Raw genomic sequence first — 19,197 nt, 5'->3', positions numbered from 1 at the left:
AGGCTATTTCAGTGGGTTCTTATATATTAATGACATCTACTATTGTTTTATTCCCCAAATAGTCAGAACTTAAAATCGTCATTTGAAGGTTTTAGACCATCAAAAAAACTACTATTGAAGATTTTACTGCTGACTAGCTGATTTTACCATGAACAAGTACGTTAAGATTGCTATTTTTTCGCTGCTAATCATAATGGCAGGATTTATCTATTGGAGGTACTTCTTTGTTTTTGCGGAAGGTGTTAAGGGTGGAACTTTAAATTATTACGAAAAGAAAGGCTTTATCTTTAAAACCTGGGAAGGACGCTTGGTACAGGAAGGCTTTCAAAGCCCTACTGCCGGGGCGCTGCAAAGCAATGAATTCCGCTTTAGCGGTGTCGACGGGGATGTTTCCGAAAAACTGGAAAGGGCCAGTGGCAAATTTGTGGAAGTCCGCTACCGGGAATACCTTGGCAAGCTGCCTTGGCGAGGCGCGAGCAAACACGTCGTCTATGAAGTCCTCCAAGTCGGCAAACAAAACGACGGATCAGATAATCGGGAGTTACCGGTGAATGGGCAGTGATCCAGATATTAATGATCAATAATTTATTTAGAAAGTCTCCAGGTCAGTGAGCCACCTCATAATTGATTCTTCCAAAAAAATCAAACGCTCCATTGTTTCTGGAATTTCCCTTAACCTAATTTCAAGCAAATCATCACTGTAGGTGACTTCTTCTGAATTGGTTTTTTCAAGTAGTTCTAAAAGAGGAGTCTGTTTATTTCCTTTTTTCCAAATCCCCAAAAGGAACTTTTACGTTTTACTGAATCACCCTTAATTCGTAAAGATTTACTCAATGCCATTTAAATGGTAGTTTCATTAAAATTATGGGGATTCAACTTTTTATAATAAACACTTTTAAGATCACAATACCCATATTCGGTTTCAAATAAAACACTATAAGTAACTTTCACACCATAGAAATAGTACTTCTGATCATCCCTTAAAGAGACTTTATGGTGCTTAGCGAAGTCCTCAAAAGCAGTTTCTATTCTTTTCGGATCAAGCAATATTTCTGGGGGCGGGAGAAGATTTATATTCATTTGGTATGTCGCCACGAAGTCGCCAAGACACGAAGTGTTTTGTAGGCGGATTCCAAATTTCATGGAAAACAAACAGCTTTGGGCCTTAGAATCTTTGTGGCAAAAAAACAAAAAAGAAATCCTATTGAAATAAAGGGATTCATGCCCTCAACTTTTTCGCACATTTTGAGGACCAAGCAATATTTCTGGAAGATGAGAGATTTCCAGATGGTTTTGGTAAGCATATTTCTCTTTAATTTAGCAATAGGAATGTGTAGATTATAAAATCAGTATAAATCCGTCATAGCGAGGAAGTATAGCCTGTCCCGACCTATCGGGAACGTGGCAATCCCGTATTAAGAAAACGAGATTGCTTCACTCCGTTGCTCTGCATTCGCAAGGACGGTATTTTAAATCGCGTTTATTATAAAAAATCAGCGTAAATCTTATTAATCTGCATCATCTGCGTGCTATCGAAACCAACCCTAACCCCCCCAACTTTTCAGCTTGATCCTTCTTTTCCAATTCATATCAAATTCTTTCTGACAAAGGCGCTGCGTTGGCATTTGGAAGATTTAGCTGGAATCCTGTCTGAAACAAGACAAGCCCTCTAGGGTTTCTCTTTATGCCAAAGCATCCCACCTGAGCACGCTGCCGCAGCGGAGAGAAACAATTTGTCTCAAGTCTCATATCTCACTACTTATAATCTTCCGTCTTCACCGCCACTACCAGCCCCGTGGACCAATTCATCTTACATAAAGACAAATCAGAGCGAGACTCCAATGTAGCAATAAGCTTTTCCACATTTTCTTCATGACCTGCTGGCCAGTTTGGCTGGGTATCCATATCGTCGATAATATAAAAGCCTCCTACTTTTAACATGGCCAGCGTTTCGTCCAGATGGCTGTACTTACCTGGCCAGGCATCAGCAAAAATCAAATCAAAAGCATCACCCGAATAGCTTCTGATCCATTCACCCCCATCTGCACAAACCACCTTTACACGCTTATCGTGACCAAAAAAGTCTGCTGCTATCGCAGTTAGGGCTGGATCATTATCCACGGTGGTCAATGTGGCCTTTTCACTGAGCCCATCCACCATCCAAGCCAATGAAAGGCCAATTCCCGTACCTATTTCCAGAAAATTACCACCGAACTTTGACAACATCAAGGTCTTCAGCAATGCACCGATATACTGGTCTGAAGGCATACTAAAACCTATTTCTTGGCACTTAGCTAGGACTTTCGGATAATTGGCCGGTACATCATGCATATTAGCATCATTCATACGTCATAGTTTAAAAGTGAACTTTAAGCATTAGCCTATCTACGCCGCGGCGCACAAGTGTTGCGACCTGAAATTGCTTCAAAATCAGCCGCTACGCTTTTCGGTTTTACCTGGCGGCCAGACAGGGTACACCGTAGCGGTGCTACACTCACTCCTCCAAACTAGCTGATTTTATTACACTTTCAGCTCTTCCCGATATCCGTCAGCCTGTCCCGAAGGATTTCGGGAGGACAGGCTACGACGATTCCTAATGTATAATCCGAGTTAAATTGAATAAAAAAAGCCGTACCCCAAAACTCAGGATACAGCTTTTCCTATTTTACTTGAAAATAGCCAGCAATTTAGCGTGACTAGTACTTATTTCTCCAAGATCTCAGCTGATGAAATCACAAATTCTTCTTTTGGAGTACGGAATTTTTTCATACCTGACAGCCAGTCATTTTCTTCGTCCCTATAGCCCAAAGGTAAAACAACAGCGCTTTTCAGCCCTAGCTCTTTCAGCCCAAGCAACTCATCCAAAGCAGCTGGATCAAAGCCTTCCATCGGTGTGGCATCTACCTTCTGCTCGGCCGCCGCAACGATGGCCGTACCGAAGGCTATATACGCCTGCTTAGCCGCGTGATGCGCATGCCACTCCTCAGGAAGCTGGCTGTACATACCCCACAAACGCTCTCTGTAAGCATCCATCTTGTCCAAAGGAAGACCTCTGGCTGTTAATGTATTATGAAAAACCTCTTTAATTCTATCTTCTGTGTACTTTTCCCAGGCAGCAAATACCAGAATATGGGAAGCATCGGTGATCTGGCTCTGATCCCAAGCGATCGGTTTGATTTTTTCCTTTATCTCAGGATCAGTTACCACAATGATCCTGTAGGGCTGCAATCCGGAAGAAGAAGGGGAAAGCCTCGCTGCTTCCAGGATGTAATCCACTTTTTCTTGGGGAACAGCCTTTCCGTTCATTTTTTTAGTGGCATATCTCCACGTTAGATTCTCTAATAAGCTCATGATCTGGTTCTTTAGTTTTTTTGATGTTCAAAATTAACTATATTTGCTATACAAAAAGAAGTAACATACTAAAATAAACTACTATACTTTTGTATAGCAATCTCTATAGCCATTATGGACACATCAACGACAAAAGACAAGGAAAAAGTTCACATTTGCTCAGGTGAATTTGTGGTAGCCGTGCGGGACACGCTAAATGTAATCAGTGGAAAATGGAAACTTCCCATCATTGGATCGCTCTGCTATGGTAAAAAACGGTTTAAAGACTTGGAAAGTGATATCCCAAAAATCACCCCGCGCATGCTCTCCAAAGAACTCAAAGAGCTCGAACTGAACAGCATTGTGACCAGAACAGTCTATGACACCACACCCGTAACGGTCGAATATGAGCTCACCCCCTCCGGCAAGAAAATTCGTGAACTACTGGATGCCATGGTCACTTGGGGACTACAGCATCGCGAAGCAGTGATGAGTGCTGAATGAACCTAAAAACCTCACTCCAATCATCCACAAAAAAGGTTGTTTCCCAAATGAAATGCTCCATTCATGAAACAACCTTTTTCAATTATAAACTTAAAATCCTAGTCCTCTAGACTTCCCAGTACTGCCGTCAGCATTTTACCGCTCATACGGCTGTCGTAGTTGGGATTGATATATTCAAAGAGGATCGTTCCTTCTTGGTTAAGCACAAATACGGCTGGCACGGGAAGTTCGCCGGGGTTTTGCTCAGCTGAAGCATTGAAAAGCATTTTCTTATAACGGTCAGGTGCTTGAAAAGCCAGTCCAAATTCCTTGGTCACTTTCAGGTCACTATCAGAAAAAAGCCTGTATGTCAGCTCGTTTTTATCTACGGTAGTCTTTAACTGCTCAGGAGCATCGGGACTTACCGCCAGGATCTGATATCCCATGTCCAAAATATCCTGCTCCACCGCTTGTAGTTCGGCAAGATGCTTATTACAATAAGGACACCAGCCTCCACGGTAAAAGATCAAGACAGTAGGCTTCTTGCCAATTTCCTCCAGAAGCGACCGGGCATTGCCATCTGGATCCTTCACCATACTTTCTGGAATCTTTTCACCGATCAGTAAGGGAGAAATATCCGTGGGATCCGCAGGGACTTCCTGCGCATAAACTGACGAGAACAACAATGTAGCGAAACTCACCGCCACCAACAACATTTTTAATTGAAGCATATAATTTAGTTTAAGGTAATAGATTGTTCCGGGGAAATATCACTCATAATTGAAGCCAGTTGACGGTCCAATTCCTCCGGAGAGAGATTAACGCCAATGATAATCCCGCTAGGATCAAGGAGATAATTACTGGGTATAAAGTATATTCCAAGGCTCTTTATATCCGGATGGTTTATTCCTCCTTCTGCCAGCGTATCTACCCAAGGTAGCTGATCCTCTTTTATTGCCGCAAGCCATTGCTCCCGCTGCGAATCAACGGAAACTCCAAACACTTCCAGTCCCTTCGCATGGTATTTTTCATAGACCTTTACCATAGCAGGATTTTCTTTCCTACAATAACCACAGTTGGATGCCCAAAAAGTGACCAACAGATACTGCCCTGAAAATTCTGTTGTACTGCGCACTTTTCCACTATCATCCGGGAAGCGTAAAGGAAGAAGCGCATTCCCTACCCAGGCAGTACTTCTTCTCCCCATGGTCAATCGAATCTCTCTCATCGTCGCTGCCACTTGGGTAGTGGTATCCATAGCGGTCACCAAATCATTGACATCCTGTAAATCATATTGTTCATTGCTAATCAAAGCAGCTACCAACATGCCCGAAAATTGGCTTCGGGGATCGGCTTTCACCAGCTCCAGTACCCATTGATAAAGATCACGATGGAAGTCTGGACCTTCGGAAGATTTCTCATAGAATCTGCCCAGCTTTTCCATTTCCTTAAGCGTATGACAGCCTTTCACATCGGAGATAAAAGTAATTTCATCTGTCCTCCCCAGCAAGACTTTCATCTCACTGTTCTCCAAATAAAAATCCCCATTGGTCATACGGGTATTTGCCGTAAAATAAGCTTCCATCACATAAGGCACCTTACCAGAAAAGGAAAACCCATTTTCCTGCACTAACGCGCTATCCACTTTCCCATCATAATGGAGATACACAAACCCTTCATAATCTACATCAAACTTTCCATCAATGGTGTATCCACCATCTTGGGCAAAAGAAGGACTAATGATACTAGCTGCCAGAATCAAGATAAAAAAAACTCGGTGCATATCGTCATATAATTGGTCGGGACACAAAAGTGTACGCAGTTATTCCATCAGGGTTCTCACTTTTGGGAGTCTTGCGACACTGGATCATTTGGCAGGATTAAGCTAAATGTACTTCCTTGCCCCCATTTACTGGTGATTTCTACCCTTCCACATTGATGTTCGGCTAATTTTTGGCATATTCTGATACCAAAACCTGATCCTGCTTCCTTTTCTGTGCCTTCATTGGAGACCACATTTTTCTCAGAAAATTTCAACCTTTCCAATCTATCCTTCTTCATCCCTGTACCGTGATCCCGTACAGCTATACAGCTATATTCTTCATTATTTTCCATAAAAATATCGATTGAAGAATCGCGGTGGGAAAATTTCAGGGCATTGGAAATAAAGTTTCTCATGATCGTGGCTGTCATATTGGGATCCGCTATGATTTCTATATTCTCCATAATTTGATTATTGATTTTTATGGACTTGCCTTTTGCCTGTTCTTCAAAGAAGTGGACTTCCTTTTGAATGATTGGATATAGGGAGACCTGTTCCTTTACCGCTCTGGAGTCTGTCGCCTGGGCTTTTGCCCAGGTCATGAGGTCATGGAGCAGACGGTTGCCATTCTCCACGGCAGTCTCCATGATATTTTTCATTTCTTCAAAGCTAGCCTTATCGAGATCCTTGGACATTATACTTAGTATCATGCTGATCTGGTTAAATGGCGTCCTGATATCATGGCCTATAATCCGAAACAGCTGGTCTTTTTGCTCATTTATTTCAACCAGCTTTTGGTTATTCCTTGCTATTTCAGCATTGGCGTATTCCAAATTCTCTCTCAATTTCGTCAATGTTTTTTTCAGCATATGGCCAGTTAGACCTGTCCCAGTTATCAACACGAAGTAAAATAAATACTTGAATACCGGATAATCCCCTGGAAAGAGTACAATGCTAGTGATAATAAAGGCGGTGTTAACGAACGAAATAAACATCATATGGTGGCGATGGATAAGTATCCCCGCCACTAGCATAAGTAAGATCGTAATCAGTTCCACTTTGACAAAATAGGCTTCCATTACAAAAGAAGCGATCTCCATCCGGATAGGAATCGAAAAATAGATATTTAAAAATATCGAATATACCGCTATGCCCAAAACAAACTTTAGCTTCATTCGGCCAAGCCGATAAAAAAAAACAGCTATAAGAATGATCGCAATATTGATAAGGTTTTTAATATACAGGACTGGATGGTTACCCAATCTCCACTCCACTAAACTGTCAACGAACAAAGCGAAAATGATTACTAAAATGACAAATAGCAATGTGCGCTTTATCTCTCTTAAATTTATAATGATGGTTTCCATTCATGCAAGGCAAAATATAAAACTGCTCTTCCGCTTTGAATCCAATCCGTGATTATGCAAAATCTAAACACTCTTCTCAATAAAAGCAACAGCTTTCAATAACAACCAAAAACCAATGACTTCTATCTAATATAACAAAAACACCAGCTCAAAATCAAACACAATCAACAATTGGTGTAATTTAGGGTGTTTGAAATGCCACTCTTATTCAATGTAGTAAAAATAAGTTGCCATAATCGATAAATTAAACAATTATTGTTCATGCCTACCAGTAAGAACATTCCCCAGATCCGGTAAAGGTTATCAATATCAACTTTTGGAATTGATTCTCGAGGAGAACTTGCTGATCAGAATCCCGACCAATAGCACATTATACAATTGGCTCAGAACTCCCAAAAAAGATGTAGCCAGCTTAGTGGTATGAAAACTCGGTGTGATGTCTCCAAAACCGATAGAGGTCTGAATTACGCTGGCAAAGTAGACCAAGTCAATATAGGTACTGGCCAACTTGCTCGCATCTACATTGGCGATCGATCCCGGGTGGTTATAATACATAAACTGCAGCAGAAAGACACTGATCTCCACCAATAAAAAGTAACCGCACCCAGCCGCAAAAATTATGTCTGCATTGACGTAGCTAGGGCGTATCAAAAATTTCATCACTTCCCAAAAGATCAATGAAAAAAAAGACACATATAGTAAGCTGAGGACCTGCATAAATAAAACATGATCCTTTAAAAAAGGATGCGAAACTGGCAATATGATCACCACTACCAACAAGGTATTTTTAGTAATGATCTTCCATCTTCCTTTTTCCCTAAAGACCCCTACACTGGAAAGACCTAGAAATAAAATACTTAAGGGCCAAAAGTAAATGATATACAGATTTAAATTTTCAAAAAACACCCCCGCATACAAATGTACAATCAGGGCAAATATCAAGACCTCGTACTTTTTCCTTTCTAAAAGGAACGGCAAATTCTTTATCTGAAACATTGGAATTATATTTTGGGCTTACAGCGCAAGGTTAAAAACTCATCCTGTATAATATGCTACGGTTTAATGGATATTTGCACGATTATAAAATACTTTTCAAACTCACCATCTACACCTTATTATATCAACCCTTCCATGACACACAATGAAACCAACTGTGCCATATTGGTTTGCTTGGTCTTTTTTAAAATATTCTTCCGATGTGTCCTTACGGTATATTCTGAAATATTCAAAGCCTCACCAATTTCCTTGGCACCAAGACCCTTTGAGAAATAAAAGATGATTTCCTGTTCTCTTTTAGTAAGATCCGACCCAAAACCAACAAAAGGAATATCAAAAAGGGCCTCATCAAATCCCCCTTTTTCACAATTCACATTATAGTATGACTTTTGGCCATTGAGGCTGATAAAGGAAATGTGATCACTCTTAGTGACTCCAAGATAAGAAATATCCGTGTGGACACTGAGGATATGCTCTATGGTTCCGGTATCTGACACGGAAAGCACATTGACCTGAAGGAGCATTGTGCGATAGCGGCCATATCGATCCTTCATCCTGTACATGTACAGAATTTTGTAGAAAGGAAGCTCATATGGATCTTTAAATTTCTCCAGAAAATCCTGAAGCACCATTTCCTTCCGTTTGACAGATTCCAGATCCTGTGGCTCCACACATTTTAGCAGCTCACGAATAGTAACGTGAACAGGGTCGACATTCATAAAATTTTTAACCGTGGGATGAACGTACTCTAACTCCAGGTTATGCATATTTAAGATAAAGTAGAAAAAATCTCCTGGACTGAACAGTGAGGCAATATGCCTTATTTGTTGCATCGCTTGATATGGCTGGTACCTCTTGATATGCTCCGAGTATCCCTCCTTCCACAAATCTATCAAATTACTTATACCTCTTTCCATAGCTTTAATCACTGAATCAAAGTGCAAAGTTATCCTTTTTCTAAAAATAGAACCTTAGTTCTAATATTAATGCTTCCAGAACAAAAAACAACTTCAAACACAAATGATAACATTTTCCATAACCAAACTGTAAAAATTATAACATCTAAAAAAGCATTTTCGACAAAAAAGTATATTTTTAAAGCATAAGGTTGTGCATTAAACCAAAAAAAGCCATCCATTGAATAATTCCAATGGATGGCTTTTTTATTAATCACTGGAGACAACCCCTTGTGTATCAATCATCCAAGGTATCTCTCCACCCCTTCAATTCCACATCACGCGCATTCTCCTCTACCTTTTCGCGTAATTCTTTCTTAAAGTTATCCATATTTTCGGCTACCTTAGCATCATAAGCTCCTACCATAGAGGCGGCCAGAATTCCTGCATTCTTTGCCCCATTTAAAGCGACTGTGGCCACAGGGATACCGGCAGGCATCTGCAGGATAGAAAGGATACTGTCCCAACCATCGATGCTATTGGAAGATTTGATCGGTACACCGATGACAGGCAGAGAGGTAAGTGAGGCCACCATTCCGGGAAGGTGTGCTGCTCCTCCTGCACCGGCGATGATCACTTTTATGCCGCGCTGGCGTGCACTTTCAGCATAGTCGATCATTCTTCTCGGAGTACGGTGGGCCGAGACAATGGTAAGTTCATAATTTACGCCTAATTCTTCCAGCGCCTTCGCTGCTTCTGACATGATGGGAAGATCGGACTTGCTCCCCATGATGATTCCTACCTGTTTGCTCATGATTTATGCTTTTATCTTTATGCTGTCTTTGACTTTAAGAGCTTTGGCTTTCAAAGCCTCCACATTTTCTTCCAAAATAGTCACATGCCCCATTTTTCGGAAAGGTTTGGTGATTTTCTTGCCATAAAGGTGGATGAAAATCCCTTTTTCCTTCATCGCCTCATCCATTCCTTCCACCACAGCATCACCTGTAAACCCATCCTCACCAAGAAGATTGACCATGGCTGCTGGCATCCGAAGTCCTGTATTGCCCAGAGGCATTCCCATTACGGCCCTTAGGTGCTGCTCAAACTGAGAAGTGAAATTAGCTTCTATTGTGTGGTGACCACTGTTATGCGGTCTTGGTGCTATTTCATTGACCAGTATTTCCCCCGATTTGGTCACAAACATCTCCACCGCCAGGATCCCGATCATGTCTAATTTGATAATGACATCCTTGGCCACTTTAATGGCTTCCTCACCGATCTCATCAGATATCTGCGCAGGAGCAAATAAGAACTCCACCAAATTGGCGGTGGGGTGAAAGGCACATTCTACAGGTGGAAAAGCCACCAATTCCCCGTGCTCATTCCTGGAAACAATTACGGCAATTTCCTTATCAAAATCGATCAACTTCTCCAATAAACCAGGGGCTTCGAAAGCCTTATCCAAGTCCTCCTCGGATTTAAGCACTTGGACACCTCTTCCATCATAGCCTTCCTTGCCCAGCTTATTGACAGCCGGTAAAAAATCCGCATTCGCCAATACATCTGCTTTGCTATCGGTCAGGATAAAATCAGCCGTAGGAATATTGTTTTCTTTATAAAACTGCTTCTGCTCTCGCTTATCCTGGATCAATCGGATGATCTCAGGCTGGGGAAAGACCTTCTTGCCCTCTTTTGCCAACTGCTCCAATGCCTCGGTATTTACATTCTCAATCTCTATAGTGATCACATCACAGCCCTTGCCAAATGCATACACCGTATCATAGTCTGTCAATTTCCCATGACTAAAATCATGACAAATGTGTCTACAGGGCGCATTTTCATCTGGATCTAGGATGTGAATATCGATGTTATAATTGATGGCGGATTGGATGACCATTCTCCCCAGCTGACCGCCACCTATAATTCCTAGTATCTTTTGCTGATAGTTATCTTGCACTTTTATACTTTTTTTAGAAATAATGCCTCAAAATTAAAACAAATTCTCCGTACCACGTACCTTCAACGCATAATTTGTCCCAGTAATCCCCTTGGTTTACTTATTCTTTAACCCTACAAAATAAAAAAAGTGCCAACCTCCATGAGACTGGCACTTCTTAGGTACTATTATTAGTTGTTGCTAAACTGCCCTACCACCAATTAGTCGGAACAAAATAGCAATAACGGCAAGTACCAGTAAAATATGTATTAATCCTCCGACACTGTAAACGAAGGCACCAAATATCCATCCTATAATTAGAATCAATGCGATCAAATATAATAAAGAGCTCATAACTATGGTTGTTTAGTGAAACAATTGGTTTATAGGTATTTATAAACAATTGCTATGCCAAACCCGCCTAAAATTTGTATTTATTAAAAGCGAATCCCCATCAATTCCATTAATTTATGAGCGTTAAAACTAGGACAGGGTCCATTTTTTATTTTATAATCAAAGAGGATTTCATTGTCTTTTATATCGCTATGAAAACTATAATTAACTAAACCAGGGATTTTGTCAGATAATTCAGCTAATTCGATATCATGGGTACTGATGATGCCCTTACTGTGACTCTCGGCTAGCTGCCTGATCAGCGCCTCACTGCCCATCACACGATCGGTAGTATTGGTTCCTTTAAGGATTTCATCAAGGAGATAAAACACTGGATACTGCTTTTCCGCTTGATCCAAAAGGCTTTTGATTCTGGCCAGTTCTGCATAAAAGGAACTGACGCTTTCTCCGAGGTTATCGGTATTGCGCATACTGGTAAACAGCCAAAAAGCGCCACTTTCATAGGAGGTGGCATAGGGACTCAGTCCAAGGTTGGCCAACACCATATTGATCCCTACAGTACGCATAAATGTGGTCTTACCCGACATGTTGGAACCGGTCAGTAGAATGGTTTTCTGATCGCTTGAGACCTCAAAATCATTCCCAACACATACCGATTGTGGCAATAATGGATGCTTTAGGTCAGCGACTTTTAACACCATTTTATCAGACCATATCACCGGACACTCTAAGCCTTCATCATGCGTAAAGGCTGCCAGTGACACCAAGACCTGCAATTCCTGAAAAATATCTTCCCACCGTTCGACTTTGCTGGCATGTTTCTTTTTCCACTGTTCCAATGAAAACAGCACCCCAAAATCTACCCAAAAGAGTAAATCAAAGATCATATACATCATATTGGCGCGGTTCTGCACCATAAAGCTGCGCTGCTCTAGGGACCTTAGTGCGTCAGAAGCACGGTATTCTCCTTCCAAAATGGGCAATTGAAGTTCTTTCAGATACCCATCTTTAAAATCCAGCTGTTCCAGTTCCCTGGCCCAGATGCTGTAGGTTTTTAAATCTCCCTCATCGGGCATATTTTTAAAGGCTACAAGTAACGGCCGAAAAATCAACCCCAACAAAGCTGTCCCTGCTAACACCCAGATCAAAAGGTAAGCTAAAGGCCACCCCAAATAAAGCCATCCACCCAACAAAGCAAGCCCACCAAGAGGCCCGCCAATGAGGGGAAACCAATAAAACGACTTCCAGGCACTTGGCGTCTTAAGCCAAGCATAAAAAGGTTTCTTCGATTTTTCCTCCTTGATAAATGCCTTTCCCGTTGCCTCAAAATTCCTGATAAAACCCGTATGAAGTGCCAACTCTTTTATTGCAGAATATCGTTTCTTCGCTTTTTCAGGATCGATCGGTGCCTTCATCCAATTTGCCAGCAACTTCTTACCGCCATCACCGATGGTGTGATTCAGCAGTTGAAAAAGGGAATGTTCTCCAAATAAGTCCAAGTCGTTGGAAAAAGGATGTTTTTTATCCTTAAAGGATTCCCCTCCATCAAAGTCAGCCAGTTTCCTTTCCTTTCTCAATTGCCGTTCATTTTCCATATTGGCGATCGCCTGCAAAAATGCCTGACGGTCCTTTTGAAGGTTAAAAAGCAATATCAGGTAAATAAAAAGCCCCGCTAAGGGGAAAAAGAAAAGCAATAACCACCTGATTTCTGTGAGACCGATGATGGTCAGTGCTACGATGCCCAAAAACAAGATCATCCTTGACAGTGCCAAACTGGCGATTTTCCGCTTGCAGGTCCGTAGCTCTTGAGTAGTATTGGTGGTGCGAAGATCTAGTTTCATGCCCAAATATAATATAAAGTCCAAAACAGGTTTCTTCGTAGGTAATTTTTATCTTCATAGTATGAAAAAGTACTTGTGCATTTGGCTGCTATTATTTTTACCACTATTGGGCTGGGCCCAAAAAGCTTATGCTCCTTTGGATTTCACTGACCCTGTCACTTTCGGCGGAGACCATATCATTTACCAACATGAGCGCATTGTGCTGGGACCAAAAGCCTTCTTTGTGGACGGCCAGCTCAGTGATGAAGAAGCAGGTAAATGGCCATTTGTGTTCAATTCCATCCAAGACGCTGCGGCAGAAGTTAAAGATGGCAGCGAAAATTCCCCCATGGTACTTTATATCGCTCCATATGTGTATTGGATAGATGATCCTGATGATCCTGAGATTAGGGTGCCGCAAGATGGCCGTCCCGTCCCTTATGGTATGGAAATCAAATGTGAATGGCTTCGGTTTTTTGGGCTGAACAAGCATCCTGGAAATGTTATTTTGGCCTGTAACCGTGGACAAACACTGGGTGCTAAAGGCAACTTTACCATGTTCCGTTTTGACGGCCAAGGGACTTCGGCCGAAAACATCACCTTTGGCAATTATTGCAATGTCGACCTGGAATTCCCCTTAAAACCAGCTCTCAATAGAACACGTCGCGCTGATGCCATTGTCCAAGCCCAGCTGATCCACTGTAATGGAGACAAGATCGTGGCCCGCAACACTCATTTTATCAGTCGCCTGAACCTTTGTCCCTTCGTGGGAGGAAAAAGAGTGTTCTTTGATCAATGTCACTTCGAATCCACTGATGACGCCCTCTGTGGTACTGCCGTTTACAAAAACAGCTCCTTGGATTTTTACAGCTCCAAGCCTTTTTACCATACCACCGGAACAGGTGCGGTATTTTTAAACTGTGACATCCGATCTTTTACGGGTGGTGAGCAGTATTTTACCAAAGCCAATGGCCAAATAGCCGTCATTGATACGCGATTTAAAGGCCCCAAAATGACCGCCCTCAGCTGGAGGGATGAGCCCCCTGCTTCCATGAAAAACTACCAGCACAATGTCGAAGTAAACAATAAACCGATAACGATCAGCAGCAACAACCCCGAAAACACCGTTATACTTGCCGACAAACCTTTACTGAATGCTTACCGGATTGAAATAAGCGACGACACCCTTTATAATACTTACAATCTCCTCAAAGGAGATGACAACTGGGATCCCGAGGGGATCAAGGAAAGCGTAAAAGCTGCTGCATCTTCCCAAATGGAGGACTTTACCGACATTCCCGTGCAGCTAAGGATAAGTCCACCCACCAACCAGCTAGAGACGAAAAAGGATACCGCTTGGCTCGAAACATCATTTTTCAGATTCGGGAACTATCCAGCAGCAACGCGACCTGTTCAGTGGCAAATCCCCGAAGAAGACAAGGCCTTGGTGGCCATCACACCCTATGAAGATGGAAACCGCGTAGAGATCATTCCCACCAACATGACCAATACCGCCCAAAAGGTGGTACTCACGGCACATACCGAAGCTGGACTGGAAGCCGCTTGTGAACTGGAAATCCTCCCAGCCCAACTACCTCCTCCCCGGTTTTCCGACCTTCCCAAAATTCACCGCACTAAAGATGGCTACCTCAGCGTGGATTATTCGCTTAAGGAAGGGAAACTTACCGATCAGTCCGAAATTTCGTGGTACCGCAGCATCGATCCAAATGGAACGCAAGCCATCAAAATCGCCGTCTCCAGGGAGGGCAAACCGCTTCGGCAATATCAACTTTCGGCAAGTGACATTGGTAGGTACATCACGGTGGGTATCGCCCCCAAACATCTTCGAAGTGATGCAGGGCCAGAAGAAAGGTATTCACTGAAAACACCCATCGAAGCAGCGGATGTAAAAACAGATAGCCACCGATTAGAAACAGACTTCAGTACATTGGCAGTAGCGAACCAGCCTGAGATAATCCCTGGTCATTGGACCTTTGACACCTTGCAATCTTCTGCCTACCGTCCGTCCTTTCAGCCCGCTGATGCTTGGATCTATGGTAAAGGAACTGGTGGATCAGATGGGATGGTGGGCCTGCTGCAATCCGCCAGAACGGGCTCGATGAGCTACACGCCCCCAATGAAAATGGAAGCGGATATGGTGCTCAATATGGTCGTTTCACCCCATAAAACGGCTGGCCAAGGCTTTAGCGTAGCTCCTCTCTATATGGATGTACTGATCAAATACGACGCCAAAACCAAAACCGGCTATGGCCTCCGGATCATGCGTACCACAAAATTTGCCAACTCGGTAGACTGTTTCCTGATACGGTATGATCATAATCAGGTCACGCCCCTTACTGAACCGGTATCGACGAGTTGCTTTCGCGCTCCGGTCTACATCTCACTTTCAGTAAAAGAAAATTGCCTCTGTGCCACGCTATCCAGCGGTGCTGACTACGATCCTGCTGACTATCCAGTAGAAGTAAAAGACCGAGTGGAGCTTTCCAGCAATATATCCCCTGATCCTTATGGTGGTTTTGGGCTGGAATATAACGGAGGCTCGCCCACCATGATCAATGAGGTAAAATTGGAATGGAAGTAGGAAGCTATTAAATCCTTCTTATGGTGATTTTTGCCTATATTTAGTCAATGACAATCTTAAATGTATTAATGATTTTTTATGAAAAAATCCTTGCCCCTATTGCTTCTACTATTTTTTATCCTGATTGGCTATGGTCCACTTTTCGGACAGGGAGGATCGACCTCCAAGCCCGCTGAGAAAGACAGCATCAAAAAGATGGATTTCACCTTGATGCCTTTTTTAAGTTATAACAGGAATTTGAAACTGATGTTTGGCGCCATCCCGATGATGATGTACAAGCTAGACCCAAGCGACAGCATCTCCCCAAAGTCGCTTTCAGGTCTATCGGCCATCTATACCACGAACCATTCCTATTTTGTGGCAGGATTTAACAGATGGTATTTTAAAGAAGATACATGGAGGGCCAGTTTTTTTGCTTTGACCGGAGATAACAACTCACAATTTTACATGGATGATATCGATGCGCCAGGGTTTTACGATTATGGCACCAAGACCACGATCGTGAGTGCGGGCATTCAAAGAGAAATTGTCAACAGGCTATATGGTGGCCTGACTTACACCTACTCCCACTATGACACCCAATACGAAGACGATGTACAACCTCCTTCTACCACCAAAACCAACGGACTCGAAATAAACCTCCTCCTCGACACCAGGGATGCTGTTTACTATCCCACGAAAGGCCGGAGGACACGGTTACGATGGATCACTTATCCTGAGGGACTGGGCAATGATATAGATGCCAATAAGATCCTATCAGAATACAACCATTACTTTTCTGTACATGATGACAGGGATGTTTTTGCCGCTCGATTTGCTGGGAAATTTGGCTTGGGAGATATTGCCTTTGAACAACAAGTGACGCTTGGCGGTAAAGATATCCGCGGCTATTCCCAGGGAAAATACCGTGGCGATGGGCTCATGGCACTCCAGGGAGAGTACAGGTATAATTTTAATCATAAAATGGGCTTGGTTGGCTTCGCGGGTATGGCTACCATTTATGGTTCGGACACCGAAAGCTTCAATTGGAAACTCTATCCTGGCGCAGGCGTAGGCTACCGTTACCGCGCCTTCAAAACCGTCAAGTTTAACATCGGTCTGGATGCGGCCGTAGGCAAGGACGACTGGGGAGTTTATTTCCGAATAGGAGAGTCTTTTTAAATTCCCTTAATCTGCATCCATTACATCTGCTTTTCCTATCGCCAAGAGGCGGCCCACCTTCCGTTGCTTGGAATCCTGGTATATAGCCATGAAAGCCACTTTAATACTTCTATTATCTTCATACGCAAAACGGGGTCATATATAATTATTATCATATGATTTATATCATATCTGCCCTTTTTTACCAAATTCTAACCAATTATTACCAATAACTTTTACTATTTGCAGTATAGTTTTATTATCTTGATAAGGCTATTATGTCAACTACCGGATCACATCGGGTAAGATTATTTTTTTTAACATAAAACAGGAACCATGGGTTTTTGGCAGACCACAAAACGGACCATGTTTCGGTGGAAGCTCATTCCACCGCATCGTTGGCGAAAACCGGCCATTGTGCTGGTAGCTGCCATCGTGGGGCTGGGAATCTATGTACTCAAGCTGAGCAATGCAGCCTCTTACCTTTCGGATGATCCCCAAGCCTGCGTCAATTGCCACCTGATGACACCTCAATACATCACTTGGACCCACAGCTCCCACCGGGAAGTGGCCCATTGTAATGATTGCCATGTGCCCCATGACAATGTCTTCAACAAGTACTTCTTCAAGGCCAAAGACGGGCTTTACCACGCGTCCATCTTTACACTAAGAAAGGAACCTGAGGTGATTAGGGCCTTGGCACCTTCTCAGGCCGTGATCCAAAGCAACTGCATCCGATGCCACCAAGACCAGATCACCGACGCTAAAATGACGGCCACCATCACAAATCACCAAGAAATGCGCACAGACCGCACTTGCTGGGAATGCCACAGGGATGTACCCCATGGCAAGGTAAAAAGCCTCTCTTCTGTGGGCTATCAAATCGAGCCCATCAAAGAATACGCTCCAAAAGACCTGGAGGTAATTCCTGCTTGGCTAAAATCCTCAATGCAACAACAAATCGATCAACACGAATCAAACGAATAAGGCTATGAAAAACTGGATTCTCTTTTTAATCACGGCTGTAGTGGTCTTCTTATTGGCCATGTTGGCCTATTCCATCATGGACAGAAAAAACGAAGCCAAGTACGCCTATCAGCCAAAAGTGGAAATTGGGAATATCGAACCCCGAGATTCCATCTGGGGGCTAAACTACCCCAGGCAATACCAGTCATACATAAAAACCAAGGACACCAGTTTTCGTAGCATGTACAATACTTCTGGACATATCGCTGTATTGGAAGAAGATCCAGAACTCGTGATCCTGTGGGCAGGATATGCCTTCAGCAAGGAATACAACCAACCCAAAGGACACGCCCATGCGGTAGAGGACATCCGTCAGATACTCCGAACCGGAGCTCCTTTGGAACCGGGGGAAGGCCCTATGCCCAGCACTTGCTGGACCTGCAAAAGTCCTGATGTGCCCCGACTGATGAAAGAAATTGGCGTGACAGAATTTTACAGTAAAAAATGGTCCGATTTAGGAGCAGAAATGATCAACCCGATCGGCTGTGCAGATTGTCACAACCCCGAAACCATGAACCTGACCATCACACGGCCGGCCCTCGTGGAAGCTTTTGAAGCCATGGGCAAAGACATCAATGCGGCCAGTCACCAGCAAATGCGAAGTCTGGTATGTGCCCAATGTCACGTGGAATATTATTTCGCTAAAGACGCTCCGGATAAAAAAGGAGCCCAATACCTGACCTTCCCTTGGAAAGATGGCATGGACGTCGAATCCGTCGAGGCCTATTACGACAAATTGGATTTCGCTGACTGGGTGCACCCGATCAGCAAAACCCGCATGCTGAAAGCCCAGCACCCTGATTATGAACTCTTTTCCCTCGGTGTGCATGCTAAACGGGGCGTTTCCTGTGCCGATTGCCATATGCCCTACAAGACCGAGGGCGGCCAGAAATTCACCGATCACCACATCGGCTCACCGCTGAGCAATGTGGAAAACTCCTGCTTCGTCTGCCACCGGGAGAAGAAGGAAGACCTCATTACCGATGTCTATGACCGGCAGCGAACCATCAAAAAAGGCTCCGAAACACTCATGAGACTCATTGCCAAAGCCCATATCGAAGCCGGTAAAGCTTGGGAACTAGGCGCAACCGAGCAGCAGATGCAGCCCATCCAAGAAGGGATCCGGCATGCCCAGTGGCGATGGGATTACGCCGTGGCCTCTCACGGAGCCGCCTTCCATGCCCCACTGCCTACCAGCAGCATCGTAACCTCTGGAACTTCCATCATTGAGGAAGCACGGCTCCAGCTGGCTAGGCTCTTGGCCGACTTAGGACACAATAAACCGGTGGAGATGCCTGATTTTAATGACACCGAAGCCCTGCAAGCATACATCGGCTTGGACATGGAGAAGGAGCGGGCAGACAAATCACGGTTTCTTCAAGAGGTGATTCCCGAATGGCTCGAAGAAGGTAAAAAAAGAGAGGCCGGCTACACAATAGAAATGATCTCCAATGAATAACCGTAAGTTGGTACACAATCCACGCT

At 43.4% G+C, this 19,197-nt stretch carries 17 protein-coding genes; 6 read left to right on the top strand and 11 right to left on the bottom strand.

What is annotated here, in order from left to right; translation table 11 throughout:
• Positions 1–148: 148 nt before the first annotated feature.
• Positions 149–562 (top strand): hypothetical protein, encoded by a 414-nt coding sequence (locus tag FKX85_RS06230; RefSeq protein ID WP_141613907.1) that lies wholly within the window; start codon positions 149–151, stop codon positions 560–562.
• 1,193 nt (positions 563–1,755) lie between these two features.
• Here FKX85_RS06230 and FKX85_RS06225 read toward each other — a convergent pair.
• On the bottom strand, positions 1,756–2,346 hold the full coding sequence (locus tag FKX85_RS06225; protein WP_141613906.1) for an O-methyltransferase: 591 nt from the start codon (positions 2,344–2,346) through the stop codon (positions 1,756–1,758).
• Positions 2,347–2,703: 357 nt separating this feature from the next.
• Positions 2,704–3,351, bottom strand: a complete 648-nt coding sequence (locus FKX85_RS06220) for an NAD(P)H-dependent oxidoreductase (protein WP_141613905.1) — start codon at positions 3,349–3,351, stop codon at positions 2,704–2,706.
• Between the two features lie 114 nt (positions 3,352–3,465).
• On the opposite strand from FKX85_RS06220, the gene FKX85_RS06215 reads away from it, so the two are divergent.
• Entirely contained in the window at positions 3,466–3,834 is a 369-nt protein-coding gene (locus FKX85_RS06215; protein ID WP_141613904.1) for a winged helix-turn-helix transcriptional regulator, read from the top strand.
• Positions 3,835–3,932: 98 nt separating this feature from the next.
• On the opposite strand, the gene FKX85_RS06210 is transcribed toward FKX85_RS06215, so the two are convergent.
• The 9 genes from FKX85_RS06210 to FKX85_RS06170 form a co-directional block, all read right to left on the bottom strand.
• Complete coding sequence (locus FKX85_RS06210; protein WP_141613903.1) at positions 3,933–4,544, bottom strand: peroxiredoxin-like family protein; 612 nt, start codon at positions 4,542–4,544, stop codon at positions 3,933–3,935.
• 5 nt (positions 4,545–4,549) lie between these two features.
• The gene (locus FKX85_RS06205) at positions 4,550–5,596 is read right to left on the bottom strand and encodes a TlpA disulfide reductase family protein (protein ID WP_141613902.1); all 1,047 of its coding nucleotides are present in this window, start codon (positions 5,594–5,596) and stop codon (positions 4,550–4,552) included.
• A 56-nt stretch (positions 5,597–5,652) separates the two neighbouring features.
• Positions 5,653–6,750, bottom strand: coding sequence for a sensor histidine kinase (locus FKX85_RS06200; RefSeq protein ID WP_229239785.1), 1,098 nt, complete (start codon positions 6,748–6,750; stop codon positions 5,653–5,655).
• 501 nt (positions 6,751–7,251) lie between these two features.
• Positions 7,252–7,938 (bottom strand): ion channel, encoded by a 687-nt coding sequence (locus tag FKX85_RS06195; protein WP_141613900.1) that lies wholly within the window; start codon positions 7,936–7,938, stop codon positions 7,252–7,254.
• A 119-nt stretch (positions 7,939–8,057) separates the two neighbouring features.
• Positions 8,058–8,855, bottom strand: a complete 798-nt coding sequence (locus FKX85_RS06190; protein WP_229239784.1) for a LuxR C-terminal-related transcriptional regulator — start codon at positions 8,853–8,855, stop codon at positions 8,058–8,060.
• 277 nt (positions 8,856–9,132) lie between these two features.
• Positions 9,133–9,648 (bottom strand): 5-(carboxyamino)imidazole ribonucleotide mutase, encoded by a 516-nt coding sequence (purE, locus tag FKX85_RS06185; protein ID WP_141613898.1) that lies wholly within the window; start codon positions 9,646–9,648, stop codon positions 9,133–9,135.
• 3 nt (positions 9,649–9,651) lie between these two features.
• Positions 9,652–10,791: a 5-(carboxyamino)imidazole ribonucleotide synthase gene (locus FKX85_RS06180; RefSeq protein WP_141613897.1), complete on the bottom strand. Its 1,140-nt coding sequence runs from the start codon at positions 10,789–10,791 to the stop codon at positions 9,652–9,654.
• 180 nt (positions 10,792–10,971) lie between these two features.
• The gene (locus FKX85_RS06175) at positions 10,972–11,124 is read right to left on the bottom strand and encodes a lmo0937 family membrane protein (protein WP_141613896.1); all 153 of its coding nucleotides are present in this window, start codon (positions 11,122–11,124) and stop codon (positions 10,972–10,974) included.
• 83 nt (positions 11,125–11,207) lie between these two features.
• Positions 11,208–12,965 carry a MutS-related protein gene (locus FKX85_RS06170; protein WP_141613895.1) on the bottom strand — a complete coding sequence of 586 codons (1,758 nt, stop codon included), beginning with the start codon at positions 12,963–12,965 and terminating at the stop codon, positions 11,208–11,210.
• A gap of 61 nt (positions 12,966–13,026) precedes the next feature.
• On the opposite strand from FKX85_RS06170, the gene FKX85_RS06165 reads away from it, so the two are divergent.
• The 4 genes from FKX85_RS06165 to nrfA all read left to right on the top strand — a co-directional run bounded on the left by FKX85_RS06165 (position 13,027) and on the right by nrfA (position 19,171).
• Positions 13,027–15,546 (top strand): PemB family protein, encoded by a 2,520-nt coding sequence (locus FKX85_RS06165; protein ID WP_141613894.1) that lies wholly within the window; start codon positions 13,027–13,029, stop codon positions 15,544–15,546.
• Between the two features lie 78 nt (positions 15,547–15,624).
• Positions 15,625–16,707: a BamA/TamA family outer membrane protein gene (locus FKX85_RS06160; RefSeq protein WP_141613893.1), complete on the top strand. Its 1,083-nt coding sequence runs from the start codon at positions 15,625–15,627 to the stop codon at positions 16,705–16,707.
• Positions 16,708–17,022: 315 nt separating this feature from the next.
• Positions 17,023–17,673, top strand: a complete 651-nt coding sequence (nrfH, locus tag FKX85_RS06155; protein WP_141613892.1) for a cytochrome c nitrite reductase small subunit — start codon at positions 17,023–17,025, stop codon at positions 17,671–17,673.
• Between the two features lie 4 nt (positions 17,674–17,677).
• Positions 17,678–19,171, top strand: a complete 1,494-nt coding sequence (gene nrfA, locus FKX85_RS06150) for an ammonia-forming cytochrome c nitrite reductase (protein ID WP_141613891.1) — start codon at positions 17,678–17,680, stop codon at positions 19,169–19,171.
• Positions 19,172–19,197 lie beyond the last annotated feature (26 nt).

Source organism: Echinicola soli (assembly GCF_006575665.1).
Classification (GTDB): domain Bacteria; phylum Bacteroidota; class Bacteroidia; order Cytophagales; family Cyclobacteriaceae; genus Echinicola; species Echinicola soli.
The sequence above is the reverse complement of the archived record's forward strand: the minus strand, read 5'-3'. Positions and strand labels throughout refer to the sequence as shown.

What these genes read in the sequence shown, in the direction of transcription:
- FKX85_RS06230 (WP_141613907.1), top strand. Translation starts at nt 149, where the DNA reads ATGAACAAGTACGTTAAGATTGCTATTTTTTCGCTGCTAATCATAATG.
- FKX85_RS06225 (WP_141613906.1), bottom strand. Translation starts at nt 2,346, where the DNA reads ATGAATGATGCTAATATGCATGATGTACCGGCCAATTATCCGAAAGTC.
- FKX85_RS06220 (WP_141613905.1), bottom strand. Translation starts at nt 3,351, where the DNA reads ATGAGCTTATTAGAGAATCTAACGTGGAGATATGCCACTAAAAAAATG.
- FKX85_RS06215 (WP_141613904.1), top strand. Translation starts at nt 3,466, where the DNA reads ATGGACACATCAACGACAAAAGACAAGGAAAAAGTTCACATTTGCTCA.
- FKX85_RS06210 (WP_141613903.1), bottom strand. Translation starts at nt 4,544, where the DNA reads ATGCTTCAATTAAAAATGTTGTTGGTGGCGGTGAGTTTCGCTACATTG.
- FKX85_RS06205 (WP_141613902.1), bottom strand. Translation starts at nt 5,596, where the DNA reads ATGCACCGAGTTTTTTTTATCTTGATTCTGGCAGCTAGTATCATTAGT.
- FKX85_RS06200 (WP_229239785.1), bottom strand. Translation starts at nt 6,750, where the DNA reads ATGAAGCTAAAGTTTGTTTTGGGCATAGCGGTATATTCGATATTTTTA.
- FKX85_RS06195 (WP_141613900.1), bottom strand. Translation starts at nt 7,938, where the DNA reads ATGTTTCAGATAAAGAATTTGCCGTTCCTTTTAGAAAGGAAAAAGTAC.
- FKX85_RS06190 (WP_229239784.1), bottom strand. Translation starts at nt 8,855, where the DNA reads ATGGAAAGAGGTATAAGTAATTTGATAGATTTGTGGAAGGAGGGATAC.
- purE (WP_141613898.1), bottom strand. Translation starts at nt 9,648, where the DNA reads ATGAGCAAACAGGTAGGAATCATCATGGGGAGCAAGTCCGATCTTCCC.
- FKX85_RS06175 (WP_141613896.1), bottom strand. Translation starts at nt 11,124, where the DNA reads ATGAGCTCTTTATTATATTTGATCGCATTGATTCTAATTATAGGATGG.
- FKX85_RS06170 (WP_141613895.1), bottom strand. Translation starts at nt 12,965, where the DNA reads ATGAAACTAGATCTTCGCACCACCAATACTACTCAAGAGCTACGGACC.
- FKX85_RS06165 (WP_141613894.1), top strand. Translation starts at nt 13,027, where the DNA reads ATGAAAAAGTACTTGTGCATTTGGCTGCTATTATTTTTACCACTATTG.
- FKX85_RS06160 (WP_141613893.1), top strand. Translation starts at nt 15,625, where the DNA reads ATGAAAAAATCCTTGCCCCTATTGCTTCTACTATTTTTTATCCTGATT.
- nrfH (WP_141613892.1), top strand. Translation starts at nt 17,023, where the DNA reads ATGGGTTTTTGGCAGACCACAAAACGGACCATGTTTCGGTGGAAGCTC.
- nrfA (WP_141613891.1), top strand. Translation starts at nt 17,678, where the DNA reads ATGAAAAACTGGATTCTCTTTTTAATCACGGCTGTAGTGGTCTTCTTA.